We start from the raw sequence: 19,461 nt of genomic DNA, 5'->3' as shown, positions 1-19,461 counted from the left end.
GGCTTCAGAAGGGGAGTCAAACGCCCGGCTATTTACTTGGCAAACGCATATTCCCCGCCCTGTTCCAGCGCCTTGCGATACGCCGGGCGGTCCTGGAACCGCCGCACCCACGCCGCCAGGTTCGGATACGCCTGCAGCTTGCCCTGGGCCTTGGCGATTTCGCCAATAAAGCTCATCTGGATATCTGCGCCGCTCAGCTCATCGCCCATCAGGTAGGGCGACTGCGCCAGGGCGTTATCCAGGTAGCCCAGGTAGTTGGCCAGTTCCGACTCGATCCGTGGATGCAACGGCGCGCCGGCCTCACCCAGGCGGCCGACGTACAGGTTGAGCATCAGCGGCAGCATCGCCGAGCCTTCGGCGAAGTGCAGCCATTGCACGTATGTGTCGTAGTCGGCGGTGGTCGGGTCTGGTTGCAGGCGGCCCTGGCCGTGGCGACGGATCAGGTAGTCGACAATGGCGCCGGACTCGATTACCACGCGCGGCCCATCTTCAAGCACCGGCGATTTGCCCAGCGCGTTGATCGCCTTGAGCTCCGGTGGCGCGAGGTTGGTCTTTGGGTCGCGCTGGTAGCACTTGAGCGAGTAGGGCAGGCCGAGTTCTTCGAGCAGCCAGAGGATGCGCTGCGAACGTGAGTTGTTGAGGTGGTGAACAATCATCATGGGAAGCTCCGCCGGGCGAGAGTGGGGTGTCTGATAGCAGACTGCTGCGCCGGCGTAGAGTGCCCTGAATCAGTTGGGCGTGTCAGGGGAAATCGTTGCGTCCGGCGCGGGTTGTGCTTCCAGCTTCAAACGATCGGCCTTGCTGATGTACTTGTCTTTGCTTTTGGGGGCCAGTTTGGCATTGGCCTTTTGGGCGTTTTTTTTCAAAATCTGATTGAGTTTCTTACGACGGTTCATGCTTTCTACTCAGCGCGTTGATGCGGGGATGATATCAGCTCCTATAGGGGGGCGCTCAGCCTTGCAGGCGCGGCCCCCAGTCCTCGGTCATGCCTTTTTCCAGGCGCCGTTCCAGCGTACGCCGCCATGATGGCACCAACGGCAGCGCCAGGCATTCGCGCAACAGCTCGGTCTCCACTCGCTTGTCGAACAGCACGGCGGACAAGCGTGCCAGTGACCAGTCGGCAAAGGGCCGTTCGACCAGTTGCAGGCGATCGCCCGCGCTCACCACGCCTTCCTCCAGCACCCGGTAGTACCAGCCGGTGCGGCCCGACTGCTGCACGCGCAAGGCCAGGTTGGCCACGGCGAAGCGGTCGCTGAGCTTCCAGCACGGCATGCGTCCCTGGGACACCTCAAGCAAGGCGGTCCCCGCCTGAATGCGATCGCCCAGGCACACGTCATGCTCGCTCCAGCCGGTGGTACTGAAGTTCTCGCCAAAGGCCCCCGGCTGCATCAGCAAGGGATGAGCGCCCAATTCGTCGGCCCAGCGGGCGTAGTGCTCAAGCGGGTAGTGGTGAATGGCTTTTTCCACTCCGCCATGCACGCGCAAGTCGCCCTGTTCGTCGCCGTGAAGGCCCAGGGTTGCGACCTTCAGTTGGCCGTGTCGCGGCTGTTTGTCGATGGCGCTTTGGGTGCCTGGGCGGGTGAAAGGCTGCGCGCGGCCGGTGAGCAGGGTGTCGAGGCAAATAGTGGGCAGGCTCATGCAGGGACCTCCGGTGTTTGATGTTCACGACAGATCAATGCGGCATCGCTCGGCGCCAGGGGCTCCTGGGTCAGGCCGCAAAACGGCAGGTCATCGACCTGCTGATGGAAGCGACAGGTGCTGCACAGACCGAAACTGGGCACATCCGCGCTGCGCTGCACTTCGCGCAGCAACTCGCCCAGCAGTGTCTCCAGTTGCAGGCCGCGCACGCCCATCCGCGCCTCACCTGCGGCGAGGAAGTGCGGTGGCAACAACGCGTCCAGCAGGCTGCGCGCGGTGTCCGTCAACTGCAGGTGAACGCTGCGCTTGTCGTGCGCATCCTGGGTCTTGACGATCAGCCCCTTGGCCTCCAGCGCCTTGAGCGACTGCGACACCGTGCCTTTGGTCAGGCCCAGGTAGTCCGTCACGCCCAACGGCGTATTGGAGTAGCGGTTGCAGCGTGCCAGGTACATCAGCGCGCTCAACTGGATGGGTTGCAATTCGGCCAGCAGCGGGTGCTGGCGGAACCAGATGCGGCTGAGGCTGGCGAGCCTTTCAAGCAGATCAAAAAGGGTGGTGTCGGACATAAGTCGCTCCTGTCGACACATAGTATCGACTAAATACTATATTGACAAACGCCAAGATGCGCGCAATTCTTGTTTAGGTATCGATTCGATACTAATTGAATGAAGGAGACTCAAAATGTCCACTGCACGCTTCTACCATGCCGGCTGCTCTGTCTGTGTTTCTGCCGAACAGACCCTGCTCAACCTGCTGGACCCGGCACTCAAGGTCGAGGTCGTCCACCTTGGCGAACAACCCCAGTGCATCGCCGAAGCCGAACTGGTCGGGGTCAAGTCGGTCCCGGCGTTTGTTCACGACGGCCAGGTGCTACACCTGAATTTTGGTGCCTCCATTGACGATCTGAAGTAAGGCGCTGCCAGCCAGGAGAACCACCATGAACGCGTATCAGCCCCTGAACTGCGATGTGCACGATTACCTGGAGATCGCCTGCCTGCACGGCTACCGCCTGCAGGTTGAACTGATCGACGGGCGCAGCTACGCAGCCAGGGCGCTGACTACGCGTACCGCGACAAGCAAGGAAGAGTTTCTCGTACTGTGCAGCGACAGCGGCCAGTTCGAGGTGCGTCTTGACCAATTGCTGGCCATTACCCCGCTCGACGATAATGCCCGTTTCGGCCGTATCGAGCTGACATAGAGAGAACAGGATGAATAGATACCGACTGATGGTTAGTCGCAACAACCGGCTGGCAGGGCATTTCGAATCCGCCACCCCCTGGGCGCTCGACGCCGTGCAAGACATCGCACGCTGCCTGGCGGATGCCGGTTACGACATTGAGTTCCAGGTCGCCGATGGCGAGCGCCGGCTGCTTGAAAGCGGCCCGGAAGGGGTTCGAGTGCTGCACAGCGAACCGATCTTCAAGAAGGCCGTCTTGCCCTAGGTGGCAAGGCCACGGACAAATCGATCCGGACGGCATGGGCCAAACCCAGAGGGCGCCTTGCCGTCGATGATCTCCTCACTGGCAAGACGTCCCACCACCGCCGCCAGCATCACGCCAGGGTGCATGGCGCACACGTACACACCGCCGACCTGAGGCAGGTAACCGATGATGGGAATACCATCGGCGGGCATAGGCCTGAGCCCGACGCACGCCAGTTCAGGCTCAATGCTGACCACGCCGTGGAGTTCATTCTGGATAGCCTCAGCCGTGCGCAGCGCAATCGCCATTGGCTGGTTTTCCGGGGTGTCGTCCAGGTAATCCTCTGCCGCCAGCAACGTACCGCCCGCACCGTGCCGAACTTCCATTTCAGGGCTGGAGATCAGGGTCTGTACGAGGTTGGGGTGGGTCTTGTAGCGGATGAAAATCGCCGGGGAGGCGTTGATTGGGAGCGCTGCGCCAAGCATCTGCGCCAGCTTGGCAGTGCCTGTACCGGCGGCCAGCACGACCGTATCGGCCGCGATAAAACCCCTTGCCGTTTCGACGCCGGTTACTTGATCACCCTGGGTGGCAAAGCCCAGCACCCGAGTCTGGGTGAGCACCTTGGCCCCGTGGGCCTGGGCACCTTTGACCAACGCGTGGGTGGCGGCCACGGCGTCCAAGGCGCCCTCTTCAGCGGCATGGCTTGCTTGTTCGGGGGGATGCTTGAGATTGGGCTCAAGGTCGAGAATCTGCGAACGGGAAATACGGTTGGCTGAAGGCACAGGGGCTGCGCCGTAAGTCAGGGCACCAGTCCAACGGATCTGCAGGCCAGGGAGTTGGGCTTCGAGGCGGTGATATTCCTGGATGGCTGCACCCCGTAATTGCGCGATCGGGTCGGGGGCCGGATAGGTGGTGTTGATCCAGGCGAATGAGGTTGCGGTTACGCCGCAGGCGATATCTTGAGCCTCGATCAGGGTGACCTGTGCGCCCTTGGTTGCTAGGTGATAGGCCAGGGACGCGCCGACGATACCGGCTCCGATGACGGTGATTTTGTTGTTTGGGCTGTTTTCCATAGCAACCTCTGGTTTGTCGATTGGGGAGGGTACGACAGTGGGGGTTGATTGGTCCTCTCGTCAGTATCTGGGGGAGAGCAAGTATGACGGCTACTTTCGGCCAAAATAGGTCACTCGGCGCGTCTATGAAAGCCGGGGCTATTCAGGCTGCTTTTGGCCAAAACCCTCTGTGAGGCCCGGTACAGAACGCCTGAGTCGCAAAGGAGCTTTACACCGCCATGGAAATTCAGCAAATAAAGCAGCTCTTGGCCCGTCCCGCTGTAAAGTTCAGCGCCGGTGGCTTCCGCCCTGCCGGTACTGACGAAGAAAGCTGGCTAGGTCGCATCTTTCTGTTCCGTCCTGATGAAGATGTACCGACCAATCAAGCCGGGCAACCGATGCTTCCCTATGCACAGTTCTATCTGCCCAGCCTGCCCTTTACCAGCCCGTTACTGACAGGAATCAGTGTACTGACGGTGTTTATTTCAAACCCGTTTCCCGAGCATTTTGAGCCGATGGGACAAAACTGGGTCATCCGTGAATATGGGCCAGATGATGTATTGGTACGCAAGGCATTGCCCGTGGAAGGGTCGTTCCTCAAACCCTTCCCACTAAACGCAGAGTTGGTGTCGGAGGACTTTCCGCTGTGGGATGGCGGTGGTGTCCCGTCGGACCTTGAGCAAGAGATATTGAAGCTGGAAAGCACGGGCGCGATACAAAGCTATTACGACCTGATCACTCACACCTATGAACATAAAATCGGCGGCTACCCCTCGTTTTGTCAATCAGGGGTGGATCCCGGTGAAGGCTTCGAATTTGTGTTCCAGATTTCGTCGGATGCGAAGATCAATCTGAACGTAATCGACAGCGGCAGCCTGATGTTCTGGAAGCATGTCGAAACGGGGAAGTGGGCGCTTTATTATGATTTTTACTAAAGGCAGGTAAGCAGTTCGCGTAGGAGATGAGGTCAGTGATGGCCGCTATGGGTCGTGATCTGTCATTGCGCTAGATGACTTTCTCGCCGTCAACATGCGGTCTTGGACAAGATGACGTCCATTTACTACTGTCAGTTCTTGAAAAGTGATCTCTGCCAACGACCGTGTTCAAGGAGGGGCTAATGAAGGCAACCATTGCGGCAGCTACGATCCTGCTTGCTGCCAGCGTGCAAGCACAAGACTGGGGAAGATTCTCGGAGCCACTTAACGTGGAGCTTTTGAACGAGAAAAACCATGCCAGGCTCTTGATGGACTTCACGTACAAGGGGACGGGGCCGGAGGAACTTTTCTGGTTGGCGCCTAAGGACACTATCACTGACGGAGCTTCCATCCCTCGCGTTGCTTGGAGCGTAATAGGGGCGCCGTTCGAAGGTCAGTATCGAAAAGCCGCCATCATTCATGACGTCGCATGTGTGGAGCGAACCAGGAGTTGGCGAGCCACACATCGGGCGTTCTATACCGCCATGCGGGCTGCTGGGGTTGGTGAAACTCAGGCAAAGATCATGTACGCAGCGGTGTACCACTTCGGCCCTCGATGGGCTGAGCCGAAAAGCATAATGCTACCTCGCACTGAGGCGGCGTTGATTGCGCCGAAGCTGGAAAAACTGAAAGCAGAACTTCCTGTTGGTATGGAGGTCGTTCTCGCAAGCGACGGAAGGCTTGTTTCGAGGACGATTTCAACAGGTTTGCTGAAGCGCGAGAAGGTGGAAGAAGTCGTTGGCGCGGTCTTCGAGGTGCGTGTGGTCCAACCCCCATCATCAGAGGCTGGGTTTGAGCGGATGAAGGCTGAGATTGAACAGAAGGACCTGAGTCTCGCAGAGATCGAAGATATCCAAGTCGCCGAGCTGAGCGAAACCAGATAGCGTGGACCTGTGAGATGCTTGCTCGAAGCCTCGCTAGATATTCCCTGCTCTAACTCCTAGAGACGGTCTGGGATCGGCTCCAGGTCCAAGACGTGCTGCTAACTCCGAGGAGTTAAGACGCTTTGAAATCCTCAACCTAGACATGGATGGGAACGGAGCAAGGAATGTTTTATACACGCCGAGTCGGGGAGTTATGCACCAATTTGTGTCCATTTATAGTTAGGCGCTAAATATGATCGAATCCTGTTACTGGCGCGCAGAGCTTAGAAATGATCTCATTTGGCTCCGCAAGAAACGTAAGTATCAACGATGGTCTGAAAAGCAGCATGTTCTCTTTGAGAGAAAACTGATGATAGTTGCTTTCCAAGTTCGCTCGCTCCTGGAGCGGCCAAAAGTAAATGATCAAGCTCGCGGAACTTGCCTGCCGGTACTACGTTACAAAAAGATCGGAGATCGACCATTCACCAACACAGGTGCGGGATGGCCTGAAGATCGATTCGAAATGGAGCATCCGGAGCCTCACACTCTCTCCGCACTTGAGGTGTGCAACCAGCTAATTCATTACTACTGGATGCAAATAATTACTGAAGGTACATCCTTTACATCAATGCTTGTTTTCTCAGACTACCAGCGGCATAAATGGGCATACGAGATTAGAATCGACGCTCTTTTGAGTTTCTTTGGCGCATTCAGTGAAGAGTCATCTGCGATAACTAGTGCTTCATTTAAGTGGTGCGACAAAAAACAGGATTACTTACTAGTAAAAGCAAGCGGCTCTGGGTAACGGCAGCCTAACAAATAGTTTAAGCCGTTCGCTTCGCTTAACGGGACAGTCTGGAGTCCGCTCCTAAACTACCCCGGTTTGGCAGTCGCTAGTTATTCGCTTCTGCGCTCGTTTTTGGCCTTTGTTGACCGGCAGCTCCTGGCCAGAGGCAGCCGTCATCAAACAACTGCACTCACCCAAAACGGACAGAAAATTACTCTGACAGGCCCCTACCGTAAAACTCACAAACCCAGCGCCAACGTTGCAAGCTTCGCCACCTCAAGCGGGGTAGTCGGGTCAATGTCGTCTTCGAGCATCCAGGCTGCTGACAAGCCGGTCCACGCGAGCACCCATTGCAATAACCTGCGGTGATCAATGTCGCCGGCCTGTCTCACGATTTCGATCCGACGCGCGAAGCAACCCGGCGCCAAAGCGCTTTGGCTATCGGGATTGCAGAAAATATTCGCGAAATCAAAACCGCGCTCACCGTACAGTCCCTTAGGGTCGATAGCGAGCCAGCCCTTAGGGCCGAAGTCCAATACATTGGCGTGGTGGATGTCACCATGCAGTACCCCGACGTCGCGCGGGGCATCCAGGAGTTCGCGAGCGGTTTTTGCAGATTGTTCAAAGACTCCTCGGTGGGTTGCCGCTGCGCTCCACAGGGCTTCGAACCGTTGCAGCAGTGGAACTAAAGCAGGAGCCGGCTTTGTACGTGGCGTGTGAAGGCGGCCGGCCACAGCACAAAGAATGCGAGTAGCCTCATCATCCTGGCCGCCGTTCACCATGTGCATGAGTGAGCGCGCGCCGCTCGCGCGTTCCATCAGCAAGGCTTCGCCATCCTGCGCCAACACGGGCGCTGCTCCCTGACCGTCCCACCAAGCCATGAGCCGATTGCCCGCTTGCTCTTCTGGCTCTTGCGAGATTTTGAGCATGGCTGGCGTGCCGTGGTAGCGAACAGGAAGTAGATTGCCATTCAGCGAGGTGAAAGCATCACCGTCGATGGTCAGCTCCCATCGTTTCAAATATTGATCAAACATAAAGGCATCAACTTTTCGCTTTGTCTGGAGCAATCATTATGAAGGCTTGAGGCATAAGACTGAATGTCGGCTTTATCCTCGGCGGAGCATCTTGCCGATGCTCGCCTGCGGTAGCCGAGGGTGGGTTTTCGCGTATTAGCGTCTGATCAATTGCCAAGTGAGCGGACAGGGCGGAACGACCCGTAACCTCATATTAGTGCTGAGCCGCGTTTACATTCCAGGCTTTCACCTAAGCCACGGATCATCTCCATCAATGCCTTCACCCGCTGCGGCAAATTTCCGGCCGGGTACACCGCGTGCATCTGTGGGCTCTCACCGCTACTGGAGGTGAGCTTGTACTCAGGACAAACCCGGAACAGGCGGCCCGCTTCCACTTCGGGCTCCGCCATCCAATCCGCCAAGCGGGCGATCCCGACGCCCGCCAGGGCTGCCTGGAATACCGCCAGACCGGAGCTGAAACGGAATTTTGGGTGAACCCGAAAGCTGATGGCCTGCTCCTCACTGCGAAAATTCCACTCCTTGAGAATCCGCGGCGCCGTATGCAGGATCAGCGAATGCGCCTCCAGTGCCTCGATGGAGTCGGGCATGCCGTTGCGCTCCAGGTAGCCGGGGCTGGCATACAGATAACGTGAGTAACTCCAGAGCGCAAAGCCGATCAAGTCGCTGGATTGTGGAAACGCGCCGCGAATCGAGAAGTCCAGCTTGCTCTTGGCCGGGTCGATGATCTCATCGGTGAAAATCACATCGATGTTAACGTCTGGATAACGCTCGCAGTATTGCGCGATCAACCGGGGCAATACCCCGTGTCCGAGAAACTCGGGGGCGGAAAAACGGATCCAGCCGGAGGCCAGGCCGCTGAGACCGGCCAGGTCTTCATCCACCTCACGTTGCAGTTCGAGCATTTTGTACGCGTGGGGCAATAAGCATTCACCCGCTTCGGTCAAGCTCACGGCATTGGAGGAGCGATTGAATAACTTGAGCCCCACACTTTCCTCCAGGGCTTGAACGGCACGGGTCAGTGCGCTGGGGGAGCGCCCCAGCGTCCGTGCCGCGACGACGAAGCTGCGCTTGCGAGCCACGGTCGCGAAGGCTTCAAGTTCCCCCAACATATTCAATGCCATTCTCCACCTCATTGCACTTTTCACAACGCGGCATTGCAACACAAAAACGGCCCTTCCGTTAACCTTCCCGTTCAACCCACAAGGATGGGGCAAACAGGAGCGCAAGGACGTGTCGAAACTGGATGAAGTAATCGGGAAAGCCGCAACGGGTGTTGATGAAGTAGTTCATGAATGGCTGGAAAAAAAATCAGTGACTTCGACCCGACGGGAGATACCGCAAATTCATCTGTCGCTCGAAGAACAACGCACACTTCAGGCCGGTCTGGCATCGCTGGACGTGACCGATAGCGCCTCGGGTATCCGCCACATGCCGGCCCTGGGGCTGTTGCTGGAAAGTGCCCTGTGCACCGAGAAAATCCAGCAGCTACGCAATTTTCCACAGGCCCCTGAAGTGGCGATGATCGTCAGGGGGCTGCCGCTGGACCCGCAACTGCCGGCCACGCCCTATGACCTGGAGCCGGGTATCGAGAACTTGTCGATTCTGGCCGGGGCTATTTTGTCCGTGCTGCAAACTCTGCAAACCCGTCCGCTGGCGTACGAGGGTGAAAGCAGCGACACAGTGTTCCGTCACGTATCGCCCAAGCACAAGCGAGAGACCGAAAAGAGCTCCTATGGCTCGCGCGCGGATCTGGACATGCATGTCGACAATCCTCACCTGCCTTTGACCTGCGAACCCGTCTCGCAGTTGTCGGCCTGTCCGGAGTACCTGTCCCTGACCGGCCTGCGCTGCGAGCTCGACGTGCCGACGCGCATCGTCGCCATTGACGAGGTGCTGGCCATTCTGCCGGCCTACGTCGAAGAAGAATTGTCACGACCGAACTTCACCGTTCGCCGACCGGCCTCCTTCGGCAAACAGGGGAATGTGCTGGAAAACGTCCCCTTGCTGTACAGAAGCGCAACCGATGGCCTGTATTGCCGCTACAACAAAGCGAGTGTCGAAGCGACCTCGGCCAATGCGCGGTTTGCCCTCCAACTGTTCGCCGCCGTCGCCAATCATCCCGATGTCGTGCACCACATACTGCTGCAGCCAGGGGACATGCTGATCTTCAAGAACCAGCAAACCCTGCATGCCCGGGATGGTTTTACACCCCGCTACGACGGCCGTGATCGCTGGATGTTGCGTGTCTTCGGGGTCAATGATCCGACACGCGTGGTGCCGCTGGACCCTCATCAACCCTACATAGTCAGAGCCTGATTTCATGGTCGATATTGTCATCCTTTGCGTGTTCGCCTTCGCCGCCGGCCTGATCGATGCGGCGGTGGGCGGCGGCGGACTGATCCAGATTCCCGCGCTATTCAACGTGCTACCCAGCGCTCAACCGGCGGCGCTGCTGGGTACCAATAAGGTCGCGGCCGCCTGCGGCACCGCATTCGCGGCCCGGTCCTTCGTGCGCAAGGTGGTGATCGACTGGGGGCTTGTGATCCCTGCCGCCTGCGCGGCTTTTGTCATGGCTTTCTTCGGCGCCGCCACGGTGTCGTTCGTACCCCAGTCGATGATCCGGCCGGCGGTGCTGGTGTTGATTGTACTGATGGCGATCTACACCTTCTGGAAAAAGGATTTCGGTGCCCTGCACAAACCCATGCGCATCGGGACCAAGGAAAAACTGCTGGCGATCGTCATCGGCGGTGCCATCGGTTTCTACGATGGTCTGTTCGGTCCCGGCACTGGCAGCTTCCTGATCTTCCTGTTTATCCGCTGCTTCGCCTTCGACTTTCTTCATGCCTCGGCATCGGCCAAACTCGTGAACATCGCGACCAACGTCGCGGCACTGATGTTCTTCATTCCGACGGGTAACGTGCTCTACCTGATCGCAATCCCCATGGCGGCATTCAACATCCTGGGCGCGCTCACTGGCACCTGGCTGGCGGTTCACAAAGGCGTGCCTTTTGTCCGGGCTCTATTCCTGGTGTTACTGGTGATTCTGATCAGCAAACTGTCCTACGACCTGCTCCTGTAAACCTGAGGAAAACTACATGCATCCCATGTTCGATCGCCTCGTGGCACTACTCGATGCCCGCTCAGCCTCCTACCGGGTGTTGATGCACGATGCCGAGGGCCAGTCGGCACGCGTCGCCGAAATCCGTGGCACCGAGCCCGGCCAAGGTGCGAAGGCCATGCTTTGCTCCCTCAAGGGGCAGGCCGGACCCTATGCACTGGTGATACTGCCGGGCGACCAGAAGCTGGACATGAAGAAAGTCGGAGCAGCCCTGGGCGGGAAAAAAGCCGAACTGGTGAAGGCCGAAACCGCCATGGAACTGACCGGGTGCCGGATCGGCGCCATCCCTCCTTTTGTTTTCGATGAGCGGATTCAATTGATCGTCGATCCGGCCTTGACCACGGGCTACGCTGAAATAGCCTTCAACGCGGGGCGACTGGATGCGTCGATGGTGCTCGATACGCAGGATTACCTGGCGATTGCCATGCCTCGATTGCTGGATATCAGCCAGGCCTGAGCAGAGGTTTTCACATACGTGTCTAGTCCTGAGGTCCGCAATCGGCCAAACGCATCCGTTTACATCGATAGGGGTCATGCAGCAACGTAGACAAGAACCGGCTGGAGGCAAGTGAGCGGCGGTGCCGAATCAAGCATGTCGGTAGACTCACACCAGGGATAGCTGCGACCTTGAAGCCAATCCATTATTTTGCGCATATGTTGGGAAGGGCACTCCAACATGTGTTCGATAGTAATGGACAGTTGAATGGCCAGGCCGCTTTGCGGTGAAAAGACCCAATGATATTCCCCGCAGCCTACACGCAACTCTCCAGTCGCTTTTGTTGACATGCCAACCAGCCATTTGCACTTATGAACATTTGCCTCGGGCTCTGGAGGGGCACCGAAGCAGAATGTATAAACGTTCTCATATTGCAGGCTAAAGCTGCGTACGAGTACTTCAGCAATAGCTTCGCGCCCTTGGACGTTGGGAGGAAACAGGATGGTGTTTGTCTGCACTAGCACGTTAAGCGTTGCGTCTGGGCTGAAAGCATGTTGCAACAGGTCAGGCCGATTTCCGTCCTTGCCGAAGATGTAGCTCTCAATCGCTTTGCTAGCATTTTTCATGCACAAATCCTAGTGCTGTCACAGGTTGGCTAATCGGGATTGCGCGCGGATTATGGGTTAACCGAAACTTCCCCCTGCGCGGACTTTGGTACATCAAACACTTTATCGAAGACCCACTGAAACGCCAGCGCGTAAAAGAAGAAGAAAACGAACAGCCCCAGATCGGTGACCAGTGCAGCCCACCAAGAAATCTCCAGCCACCATGCCACCAGTGGTACCAAGAGTAGAACTAGCCCGCCCTCAAAACCCAGTGAGTGGAGTAAACGTCTGCCCAACGTGCGAGTACGCTGTGGCTGATGCGCTTCCCAGCATTCAAAAGCGTAGTTAAACAGCACGTTCCACAGCAGCGCGCATACAGATAACATCAACGACAGCGCACCCGCATGGGCCAGGCCTTCGTCGTATATCAACGAGATGCTGGGCGATAGCACCGCAACAGCGATTGATTCATAGAGGATGGCTTGAAGAATTTTTCGCGAAGGTCCTTGCATGGTGTTTTCCCAAGGGTGGGTAGATCGAATACCTGCGACGGTATCGCTGCGTACACACCAAGAAAAATGAGATAAATTGAATGCTCATCAATTCAATTCATCTAGGGAACGATGCGTGTTTTCCACTCTTGCGCTTAACGCGCTGCGCACCTTCGAGTCGGCTGCGCGACTGGGTAGTTTTAAAGCGGCAGCTGAGGAGCTATTTGTCACCCCCGCGGCCATTTCCCACCAGGTCAAGGCGCTGGAAGCCCGCCTCGGAGCGATGCTGTTCAAGCGGACTGGACAAGGTGTGGCATTGACCGAAGAGGGCGAGTTGCTCTATCGCCAGACTCATCGCGCCTTATTAGACATTCGCCGCAGCCTGGAGGCTTTCTATCCGGACACTGTTCCCCAAACCCTGACCATTTCCACTACGCCGGGCTTGGCGGCAGCCTGGCTGATTCCACGGCTGGGTGGTTTCTATCGGAGCTTTCCACACGTCAATGTGCGGGTCGATACCCGTAACGAACTAGTCGATCTGCTGCGTGATTCCAGCATCGATCTTGCTATTCGCTCGGTCAGCCGCGATGACCCGAAGTTGTTCTGTCAGGCGCTAATGAACGAGCAATTCTCGGTTTACGGCGCCCCAGGTCTGGTGGCCTCGCTGAATGTAAATCAGATCGAACTGATCAACCTGCACTGGAAAATCCCGGGAGCATTTTCAATCAACTGGGAAAGCTGGTGCGCGGCCGCAGAATGCCAGACCTGGCTCGAAACGGCGCAGATGCGTGAGTTCGACGATGAGCATTTTGCTTTGAGCGCTGCGATTGCGGGTCATGGGCTGGTGCTGGCAAGCAATGTACTGGTAGCCGACAGCCTCAGGGATGGAGAATTAGTGGCCTATAGACCAGAAGTAAGCCTGCCTGGTCCGCGTTACGTTGCGGTGTGCGTGCCAGGACGGGAGCGGCAGGTGCATGTGAGTGCGTTCCTGATGTGGCTGGCAGGTGCCGCTCTACAGGATGGGTGACGATACTTGTTTGCTGCTTCTTGCGACAGGCAGTAATCGACCCAAAGCTGTCGGTCAAGAACGCCGAAGACATGAATGCATTCATGCACTCATGTCGTTCAGACGCAGTTCAGATCATTGCTTGATCAAATCCCCCGGCTTCCATGCCTTGTCGAAGAACGCCTTGGTCGGGCCATATAACCGCAGAATCACGAAGTAGCCTTCGCCCGGCAGGGTTTTGATCCAGTTTTTGCCGGCGCCCGGTGAGTTCGGGCCGAAATGCACATCGATCGAGCCGTCGGCGTTGGTGACGGGCTTATCCATGGTGTTCAGCGACGGGAACGGCTGGCCGTTATCCAGGCCTGATGCAGTGATCGAGTCATACGCCGTCACCGACCAGAACAATGCCGCCGGAATGCCTTTGGGCAGGTTCAGCGAGTAGCTGTTGCTGCCGGACAGGAATTGGCCTTTGGCATCGACGAAGGTGGCCGGGTACTTGGCACCGACGTTTTCCATGTTCACCGCCATGCCCGGGCTGGCCGAGTAGGCATTGGTGAAAAAACCGGTGCGCGGGTCGATGTAATTGAAGGTGTCGGCGGTGAACGTCGCATTGCCGGGGAATACGTTCAACCACTTGCGATCCGGATACCAGGTGCCATTGGCGACAATGGTTTGCGGCGTGTAGGAAATGGCATGGCCGATCTTGCTGGCGGTTTTCGCTGCCTTGTCGAGCAGGTCGCGGGTGGCTGGCTCCGGTTTGAACGGTTTGCCTTTAACGATACCCAGAGCGGCGAGCATGCCGCGCATTTCCATGTCTTGCGGGTCAACGTATTCGTGATCGATGAACCGCGACAGCATGTCGAACGCACTGCCGTCGGAGGGGTAGAGCATGTTGACTGGAGTTTTCGAGGCGTTGGGGAATTCCATCGCTTTGGCCGTGGCCTGTTTGCCCAGTGGATAGATGCGCGTCTGCTCCATGACTGCGACCGGTGCCTCCAGTTGTTTCGGGTCCTTGAAGAATCCGCGCCAGAACACGAACACACCGTAAGTGCGCGAGCGGTAAGTCAGGTAGCCCGGCGGTACCTCGCCCTTGTAGTCCGGTGGCAGCACCAGATACTTGGCACCCTTGCCTTTGTCCGGTCCCGGCAGCCCGACATCACCACACCATTGGCGACCTTCGATCTGGCCCTCGGAGCAGATCGGCCGTTGGAAGAAGTCATCGAGAATGCCCTGCAAGCCTGGCGGGACTTCGATCACCATCGGGCCGTCCTGCTTGAGATCCAGATAGCCCATGGCATAGATCACGTCGGAATTGGGCGTGGTGACGCGGGTCTTGGCGTTGAGGCGGTCCTTCCAGATCGGCAGCACGTTGTAGCCGGCACCGAAGGCTTTTTCCGAACCTTCTTTCATGGCGTACATGTTCAACGCCGGCAGTGCCCAGATGTACGACTGCACGGCACGCTGGAAAAGCAATTCGTTTTGCAGTTGCGCCACGCCCTCCAGTGTTGGATAGCCGCCGGCAAAAGGCAGATCGGCCAACTGTTCATAGTGCGTGGCCGCCTGGGCGCTGAGGCTGATCGAGATGGCCAGGCCCGTTGCAGTCAGTGATTTTGCAAATGTGCTCATCGCGAACGTCCTGTTCTGGTCAATTGGTTTTCAGTACGGCTGGGGGCACCCACTGGCCATTCAGCGCGGCCGGTTCAGGCCAGTAGGCGCGGATGTACAGCGAGAAATCAGCACCTTGGGGCGTCGGCAGCCAATTGCTTTCCTTGTCCTTGCCCGGTGATTCGCTCTGCACGTAAATCGTCAACGAACCATCGGCATTGGCCTGCAGTGATTTGTTCTTGGTGCCGATCGAATAGCGCTTAAGGTCATTCGGGGAAAAGAAGTGCTGCTCGTTGTACAGGGTCAGCGACCAGAAGCCTTTAACCGGCGGCAGTTGCCCCTTGGCAAAGGTTACGGAGTAGCTGTTCTGCCCATTGAGACGCGTACCGGACTTGTCCAAGTCCTGATAGAAGTATTTGGTCTCTTTCTGTTGGTTGACGAAAATATTCGAGCGCGCCACGGCGGTACGGCTGAAGTAGTCGGTGCCAAACGCTGCACCGTTGCTGATGGTGCTCCAGTGATCCGGCAGTTGCAGGCCATAGTTGCGGAACTGCAACAGCGGATCGATCACTTCGCTGTCGGCTTTTTTCGCTTCATCGATCATCGCCGCTTTCAGTTGCGGATCAGCCTTGGCGATGGCCGCGAGGGTGGCCATCTGCGCGTAGCGGGCTTCTTCGCCCGGCAACGGTTTGGCGTCCTTGAGTAGCGCCGGCAACTCGTCGAAGAATTTCTCCGGCATCACCCATTTGGTTTCGCCGCTGCCCGCCGCCTGCGCCGGGAATTTTGGCAGTTTCGCCCAGTCCCGGTGTTTGACCTTGCCGTCGTATTGCGACAACGGGTACATGTCCACGCCCGACAGCGACGCTTGAATGGCTGTGCGGTCGGCTGCGGTATCGTCCTGGAACACTCGGGGAATCACGAAGCCGGTGCTGGTACGTGCCCGAAAGACTTTGGTGATGCCCGCAGGCACCTTGCCATTCCAGTCAGGGCCAACCAGCAGATAGAAGCCGGGTTTGCTGCCGTACATCTTGCCGAGTTCGGCAAAGCTATCGGAGCGTAGATCCACCACCTGATACACCCAAAAACGGCTGCCGAAGTCCGGCACTTGCAGCACGACCGGTTCCAGATCCAGCGCGATGCTGCCCGCGCCGTACACCACATCCTGATTCGGGCATGCGACCAGCCGTTCCGCCGGATCAATGTAATCACTGAGCATCGACAGTCGATTGATCGGCGCGACCGGAACGATGCCACCCATCAAGCCCGGTTCGGGCAGGTCTTTGAAGGCCTGGCGACGGTTGAAAATATTGGCCATCGGCCAACCCCAGAAATACGCTTCACGCGCCATCATGCGCACATAGGGTTCGGTGACCTTGGTGCCGGCGACAGGCCCGGCAACGGAAGCTTCGCCAGCGTAGCTGGGTGGCACCAGCAGGGATGTGGTTGCCAGTGCACCGAGCAGCGTCAGTGCGAACAGGTTCAGGCGATGGGGCGATTGATTCATAAAAGCATCCTTACTTGCGGGATCACCTTTTGCTGGTGAGTCGCAGGAAAGATAGCTCAAGTTTGGTGGGGTGACGCTTGATCGGCTTGAACGTCAGCTTTTGGCCGGTTTCTGCCTTTTGTGGCGGGCTTCAATCGGCCAGAGGCAAGCATTCGAAAATTTTACGAAGCCGGGGGGCGTTCACTCATTCATAACGAACAGCCCGTTGGTCGGTCCGCTGCAGGCGGCGGTCGAACTTGATTGATGGTACCGAACTAATCATCCGCTCAAGGTTTTTTGGCACGCCGATGAGGTCGCTTGCAGTATCTGGTCCGAAGAAGCGAGGTTGGATTAGAATAAAAAATTCTAGCAACTGAGTTTCGCAGAAGCCTTTATCATGACGATTTAGTGGGCGCCAATAATATGATTTGAAGGGGGGGAGGTTGTGAATGTAGTTGATAGTTTAAAGGTTAAGTATCCCGGAGCTATTGCATGGCAATTTGGGGATACTCCAGAAATGGCCGATGAGCTGGCTGAGCTTGTTGTTAACGGAATAAAAACAGCCGGGTGTAGCTCGCTCTCGTCATTCAAACATGAAGAAGAACCACCAACTATTGGCGGTTACAGCATCATTCTCAACAGCAAGGGAGAGCCTGTATGTGTCATTAGAGTTATTTCGATGCGTATCATTCGTTACTGCGACGTAGATCAAGATCTTGCAAGGAAGGAAGGCGAAGGGGATCTCAGTCTTAGGTACTGGATGCAGGGTCATAAAAATTTTTTCCAAAGAGAGGGCTCGTTTGACGAGTCTATGGAGCTTGTGGCAGAAGAATTTGAGTTGATGGAAGTATTGTAAAAGACAAGGTTCTCAAACTAACTGTTTTTAGCATGTAAGTGTTTGGAGTAGCTTGTCTTTATCTAGTGGTAATGTTCGTTTTTGGCCGATCGCTGCCTGTCGCAAGGTGCTTCAATCGACCCAAAGCAACCCTTGATGTATGTTTGTTGCCGCCAAACGTTATTGGCATTCATGGAGGAGTCTGACTGATGGCACGTGTGGGATTGATACTGACCCCCGGTTTTGCGGACTGGGAATATGCGTTCATTGCTGGAACTGCGTCCCCGTTTTACGGGATCGATGTCAGGTTTTTCGCTTCTACTACGGGGCAGTTCTGCTCGCAGGGTGGATTGGCTGTAACGGTTGATTGCAGTTTGCAACAATGTTTGGACTGGAAACCGGACGTTGTTGTCGTCATTGGCGGAATGATCTGGGAAAGTGCAGAAGCACCGGATATTCGAGACTTTCTTCATGCCAGTCGTGCAAATGGAGCGACACTTGCCGGTATTTGTGGGGGAACGCTGGCACTTGCTAGGGCCGGGCTTCTCGACACGGTGCCTCATACCTCGAACAGCGCTGACTTCTTAAAGCAAAATGCCGTAGGTTATGAAGGGCGCACGCTTTATCGAAATAGCCCAGTCGCTGTGGTTGCAGACGGCATCATAACGGCTCCGGGCCCTGCACCTGTTAGCTTCACCTGCGCAGTGTTCAAAGGTGCCGGGCTATCTTCAGAGATCATTTCTCAGTTCAGGTCAATGTTGGCTGCGGAACATCGGTGACTGCTTCGTCTTGCAAAACAACCGATCCAGATGATGTGTTCGAGTGGCCACTCTTGGCCGAAAACTGCCCCCTCATCCCTATACCGGTCTACCATGCCACCCCGGCAGCGGCCAAGCGCGCTATCGGCCCCAAGTCCTCAAGGTATCGCCAATGACCACGCTATCGCGCAACACACCATCCCTCACTTCATCCGAGGTGCCGCAATGAGCATCGACCAGATCAGCCTGCCCAAGGGTGTTGGCCCGCACGCGGCCAAATTGCTGGACGCGATCACCGGTGCCAGCACCCTTGAAGACTTGAACCGCGCGGGCGGTAAGGCTGAGGGTTTTGTGTTGGGGCTGGAGTCCAGCAAGGCCATCAAAAGCCAAATTGCCGAGTCGTTGTATGTGGCGTATGACGATGCGGCGAGTCATCGGGCGGGTGAGTTGAAGGGCTAGCCGGTGCAGGACGTTTCACGGTCGAGGCGTTTGGCTGTGTCGCTCAGTGGGTGGATGGCCAGCAAGGCGCTGCGGCTGTGCTTTTCACAGCGTCAGACTTAATAACCACCCCAGTCCGCCGCTTCCCACAACCACCAGCCACGGTGGCAGTTTCCAGAGCATCAGCGCCATCAGGGCGATTAACGCCAGGCCCAGGTCTTGTGCGGTGAATATCGCGCTGGTCCACACCGGCTGGTACAGCGCCGCCAGTAACAAACCCACCACCGCAGCGTTCACACCGGCCAGTGCGGCTTGTGTGCGGGGGCTTTGGCGTAGGTTTTCCCAGAAAGGCAAGACGCCGAATATCAGTAAAAACGACGGCGCGAAGATTGCCAGCAACGCGATCAGGCCACCCCACCAGGGGTTGATGGCGGCGCCGAGGAAGGCGGCGAAGCTGAACAGCGGGCCGGGTACGGCTTGGGCGGCGCCGTAGCCTGCGAGGAACAGGTCGTTGCTCACCCATTGGCGCGGTACCACTTCGGCTTGCAGCAGCGGCAGTACTACGTGGCCGCCGCCGAATACCAGCGAGCCGGTGCGGTAGAACGCGTCTATCAGGGCCAAGGCGAGGTTGGGCAGTGCTTGGGCGAGGAGCGGCAGGCCCACCAGTAATATCAGGAACAATGCCAGCCACATCGCGCCCGTGGGACGGCGGATCGGGATTGGCAGGGGTTCGTGGGCGCCGCCGTATGCAGGTTTGAAGAGCAGCAGGCCAACTACGCCGGCGCTGGCAATGATGGCCACCTGGGCCCAGGTAAATGGAAGCAGCAGGGCGGCGGCGGTCGCCAGTAGCATCAGGCTGATGCGGCCCGCGCTGCGGCACAGGTTGCGCGCCATGCCCCACACCGCCTGGGCGACCA

The 19,461-nt window shown here is 57.3% G+C and carries 25 protein-coding genes; 13 read left to right on the top strand and 12 right to left on the bottom strand.

Annotation, left to right across the window (positions count from 1 at the left end; all coding sequences use genetic code 11):
• Positions 1 to 32: 32 nt before the first annotated feature.
• From BFQ03_RS04075 to BFQ03_RS04060, 4 genes are all read right to left on the bottom strand, one after another.
• A complete protein-coding gene (locus BFQ03_RS04075) occupies positions 33 to 659 on the bottom strand; it encodes a glutathione S-transferase family protein (RefSeq protein ID WP_065942522.1) in 627 nt (208 codons plus the stop codon).
• 69 nt (positions 660 to 728) lie between these two features.
• The gene (locus tag BFQ03_RS04070; RefSeq protein WP_065942521.1) at positions 729 to 896 is read right to left on the bottom strand and encodes a DUF2986 domain-containing protein; all 168 of its coding nucleotides are present in this window, start codon (positions 894 to 896) and stop codon (positions 729 to 731) included.
• A 55-nt stretch (positions 897 to 951) separates the two neighbouring features.
• Positions 952 to 1,638, bottom strand: a complete 687-nt coding sequence (locus BFQ03_RS04065; RefSeq protein WP_032859391.1) for an MOSC domain-containing protein — start codon at positions 1,636 to 1,638, stop codon at positions 952 to 954.
• Entirely contained in the window at positions 1,635 to 2,204 is a 570-nt protein-coding gene (locus tag BFQ03_RS04060) for a MarR family winged helix-turn-helix transcriptional regulator (RefSeq protein WP_065942520.1), read from the bottom strand. The genes BFQ03_RS04065 and BFQ03_RS04060 overlap by 4 nt, the downstream gene beginning before the upstream one ends.
• Before the next feature lie 115 nt (positions 2,205 to 2,319).
• On the opposite strand from BFQ03_RS04060, the gene BFQ03_RS04055 reads away from it, so the two are divergent.
• The 3 genes from BFQ03_RS04055 to BFQ03_RS04045 are packed head-to-tail and all read left to right on the top strand — an operon-like array spanning position 2,320 to position 3,080.
• Entirely contained in the window at positions 2,320 to 2,550 is a 231-nt protein-coding gene (locus tag BFQ03_RS04055) for a thioredoxin (RefSeq protein WP_065942519.1), read from the top strand.
• A gap of 25 nt (positions 2,551 to 2,575) precedes the next feature.
• Positions 2,576 to 2,836, top strand: a complete 261-nt coding sequence (locus BFQ03_RS04050; RefSeq protein ID WP_032859395.1) for a Rho-binding antiterminator — start codon at positions 2,576 to 2,578, stop codon at positions 2,834 to 2,836.
• Positions 2,837 to 2,846: 10 nt separating this feature from the next.
• Entirely contained in the window at positions 2,847 to 3,080 is a 234-nt protein-coding gene (locus BFQ03_RS04045) for a hypothetical protein (RefSeq protein WP_032859396.1), read from the top strand.
• Here the strand turns inward: BFQ03_RS04045 and BFQ03_RS04040 are convergent.
• On the bottom strand, positions 3,077 to 4,132 hold the full coding sequence (locus tag BFQ03_RS04040) for an NAD(P)/FAD-dependent oxidoreductase (protein WP_065942518.1): 1,056 nt from the start codon (positions 4,130 to 4,132) through the stop codon (positions 3,077 to 3,079). The two genes, BFQ03_RS04045 and BFQ03_RS04040, sit on opposite strands and share 4 nt — an antisense overlap.
• Before the next feature lie 218 nt (positions 4,133 to 4,350).
• Between BFQ03_RS04040 and BFQ03_RS04035 the strand changes: the two genes are divergently transcribed.
• The 3 genes from BFQ03_RS04035 (at position 4,351) to BFQ03_RS30505 (ending at position 6,753) form a co-directional block, all read left to right on the top strand.
• Positions 4,351 to 5,046, top strand: a complete 696-nt coding sequence (locus tag BFQ03_RS04035; protein WP_065942517.1) for a DUF1963 domain-containing protein — start codon at positions 4,351 to 4,353, stop codon at positions 5,044 to 5,046.
• A 182-nt stretch (positions 5,047 to 5,228) separates the two neighbouring features.
• Entirely contained in the window at positions 5,229 to 5,969 is a 741-nt protein-coding gene (locus BFQ03_RS04030; protein ID WP_065942516.1) for a DUF1353 domain-containing protein, read from the top strand.
• Between the two features lie 232 nt (positions 5,970 to 6,201).
• A complete protein-coding gene (locus BFQ03_RS30505; RefSeq protein ID WP_065942515.1) occupies positions 6,202 to 6,753 on the top strand; it encodes a hypothetical protein in 552 nt (183 codons plus the stop codon).
• Between the two features lie 221 nt (positions 6,754 to 6,974).
• On the opposite strand, the gene BFQ03_RS04020 is transcribed toward BFQ03_RS30505, so the two are convergent.
• On the bottom strand, positions 6,975 to 7,769 hold the full coding sequence (locus BFQ03_RS04020) for an aminoglycoside phosphotransferase family protein (RefSeq protein WP_065942514.1): 795 nt from the start codon (positions 7,767 to 7,769) through the stop codon (positions 6,975 to 6,977).
• Between the two features lie 188 nt (positions 7,770 to 7,957).
• On the bottom strand, positions 7,958 to 8,890 hold the full coding sequence (locus BFQ03_RS04015; RefSeq protein ID WP_065942513.1) for a LysR family transcriptional regulator: 933 nt from the start codon (positions 8,888 to 8,890) through the stop codon (positions 7,958 to 7,960).
• Positions 8,891 to 8,999: 109 nt separating this feature from the next.
• On the opposite strand from BFQ03_RS04015, the gene BFQ03_RS04010 reads away from it, so the two are divergent.
• From BFQ03_RS04010 to BFQ03_RS04000, 3 genes are read left to right on the top strand one after another with little or no spacing between them, the layout of a single operon-like run.
• Entirely contained in the window at positions 9,000 to 10,085 is a 1,086-nt protein-coding gene (locus tag BFQ03_RS04010; RefSeq protein ID WP_065942512.1) for a TauD/TfdA family dioxygenase, read from the top strand.
• A 4-nt stretch (positions 10,086 to 10,089) separates the two neighbouring features.
• Positions 10,090 to 10,848 carry a sulfite exporter TauE/SafE family protein gene (locus tag BFQ03_RS04005; RefSeq protein ID WP_032859412.1) on the top strand — a complete coding sequence of 253 codons (759 nt, stop codon included), beginning with the start codon at positions 10,090 to 10,092 and terminating at the stop codon, positions 10,846 to 10,848.
• A 16-nt stretch (positions 10,849 to 10,864) separates the two neighbouring features.
• On the top strand, positions 10,865 to 11,344 hold the full coding sequence (locus BFQ03_RS04000) for a YbaK/prolyl-tRNA synthetase associated domain-containing protein (RefSeq protein ID WP_016964635.1): 480 nt from the start codon (positions 10,865 to 10,867) through the stop codon (positions 11,342 to 11,344).
• A 74-nt stretch (positions 11,345 to 11,418) separates the two neighbouring features.
• On the opposite strand, the gene BFQ03_RS03995 is transcribed toward BFQ03_RS04000, so the two are convergent.
• Positions 11,419 to 11,949, bottom strand: a complete 531-nt coding sequence (locus BFQ03_RS03995) for a hypothetical protein (protein WP_032859415.1) — start codon at positions 11,947 to 11,949, stop codon at positions 11,419 to 11,421.
• 50 nt (positions 11,950 to 11,999) lie between these two features.
• On the bottom strand, positions 12,000 to 12,440 hold the full coding sequence (locus BFQ03_RS03990) for a PACE efflux transporter (RefSeq protein ID WP_032859416.1): 441 nt from the start codon (positions 12,438 to 12,440) through the stop codon (positions 12,000 to 12,002).
• Between the two features lie 115 nt (positions 12,441 to 12,555).
• On the opposite strand from BFQ03_RS03990, the gene BFQ03_RS03985 reads away from it, so the two are divergent.
• Entirely contained in the window at positions 12,556 to 13,446 is an 891-nt protein-coding gene (locus BFQ03_RS03985; protein ID WP_065942511.1) for a LysR substrate-binding domain-containing protein, read from the top strand.
• Positions 13,447 to 13,560: 114 nt separating this feature from the next.
• On the opposite strand, the gene BFQ03_RS03980 is transcribed toward BFQ03_RS03985, so the two are convergent.
• Together BFQ03_RS03980 and BFQ03_RS03975 are read right to left on the bottom strand one after the other, a co-directional pair.
• On the bottom strand, positions 13,561 to 15,051 hold the full coding sequence (locus tag BFQ03_RS03980) for a DUF1254 domain-containing protein (RefSeq protein ID WP_032859420.1): 1,491 nt from the start codon (positions 15,049 to 15,051) through the stop codon (positions 13,561 to 13,563).
• A gap of 19 nt (positions 15,052 to 15,070) precedes the next feature.
• Positions 15,071 to 16,534, bottom strand: coding sequence for a DUF1254 domain-containing protein (locus BFQ03_RS03975; RefSeq protein WP_139115635.1), 1,464 nt, complete (start codon positions 16,532 to 16,534; stop codon positions 15,071 to 15,073).
• 424 nt (positions 16,535 to 16,958) lie between these two features.
• Between BFQ03_RS03975 and BFQ03_RS03970 the strand changes: the two genes are divergently transcribed.
• The 3 genes from BFQ03_RS03970 (at position 16,959) to BFQ03_RS03960 (ending at position 18,565) form a co-directional block, all read left to right on the top strand.
• Complete coding sequence (locus BFQ03_RS03970; RefSeq protein WP_065942510.1) at positions 16,959 to 17,369, top strand: ASCH domain-containing protein; 411 nt, start codon at positions 16,959 to 16,961, stop codon at positions 17,367 to 17,369.
• 188 nt (positions 17,370 to 17,557) lie between these two features.
• Complete coding sequence (locus tag BFQ03_RS03965; protein ID WP_032859423.1) at positions 17,558 to 18,127, top strand: DJ-1/PfpI family protein; 570 nt, start codon at positions 17,558 to 17,560, stop codon at positions 18,125 to 18,127.
• Between the two features lie 204 nt (positions 18,128 to 18,331).
• The gene (locus BFQ03_RS03960) at positions 18,332 to 18,565 is read left to right on the top strand and encodes a hypothetical protein (RefSeq protein ID WP_032859424.1); all 234 of its coding nucleotides are present in this window, start codon (positions 18,332 to 18,334) and stop codon (positions 18,563 to 18,565) included.
• 84 nt (positions 18,566 to 18,649) lie between these two features.
• Here the strand turns inward: BFQ03_RS03960 and chrA are convergent.
• On the bottom strand, positions 18,650 to 19,461 hold an 812-nt coding region (chrA, locus tag BFQ03_RS03955), incomplete at its 5' end, for a chromate transporter (RefSeq protein ID WP_065942509.1).

The organism is Pseudomonas sp. 25 R 14 (genome assembly GCF_900004755.1).
GTDB lineage: Bacteria > Pseudomonadota > Gammaproteobacteria > Pseudomonadales > Pseudomonadaceae > Aquipseudomonas > Aquipseudomonas brenneri.
This window is presented reverse-complemented; position numbering and strand designations above follow the sequence as displayed.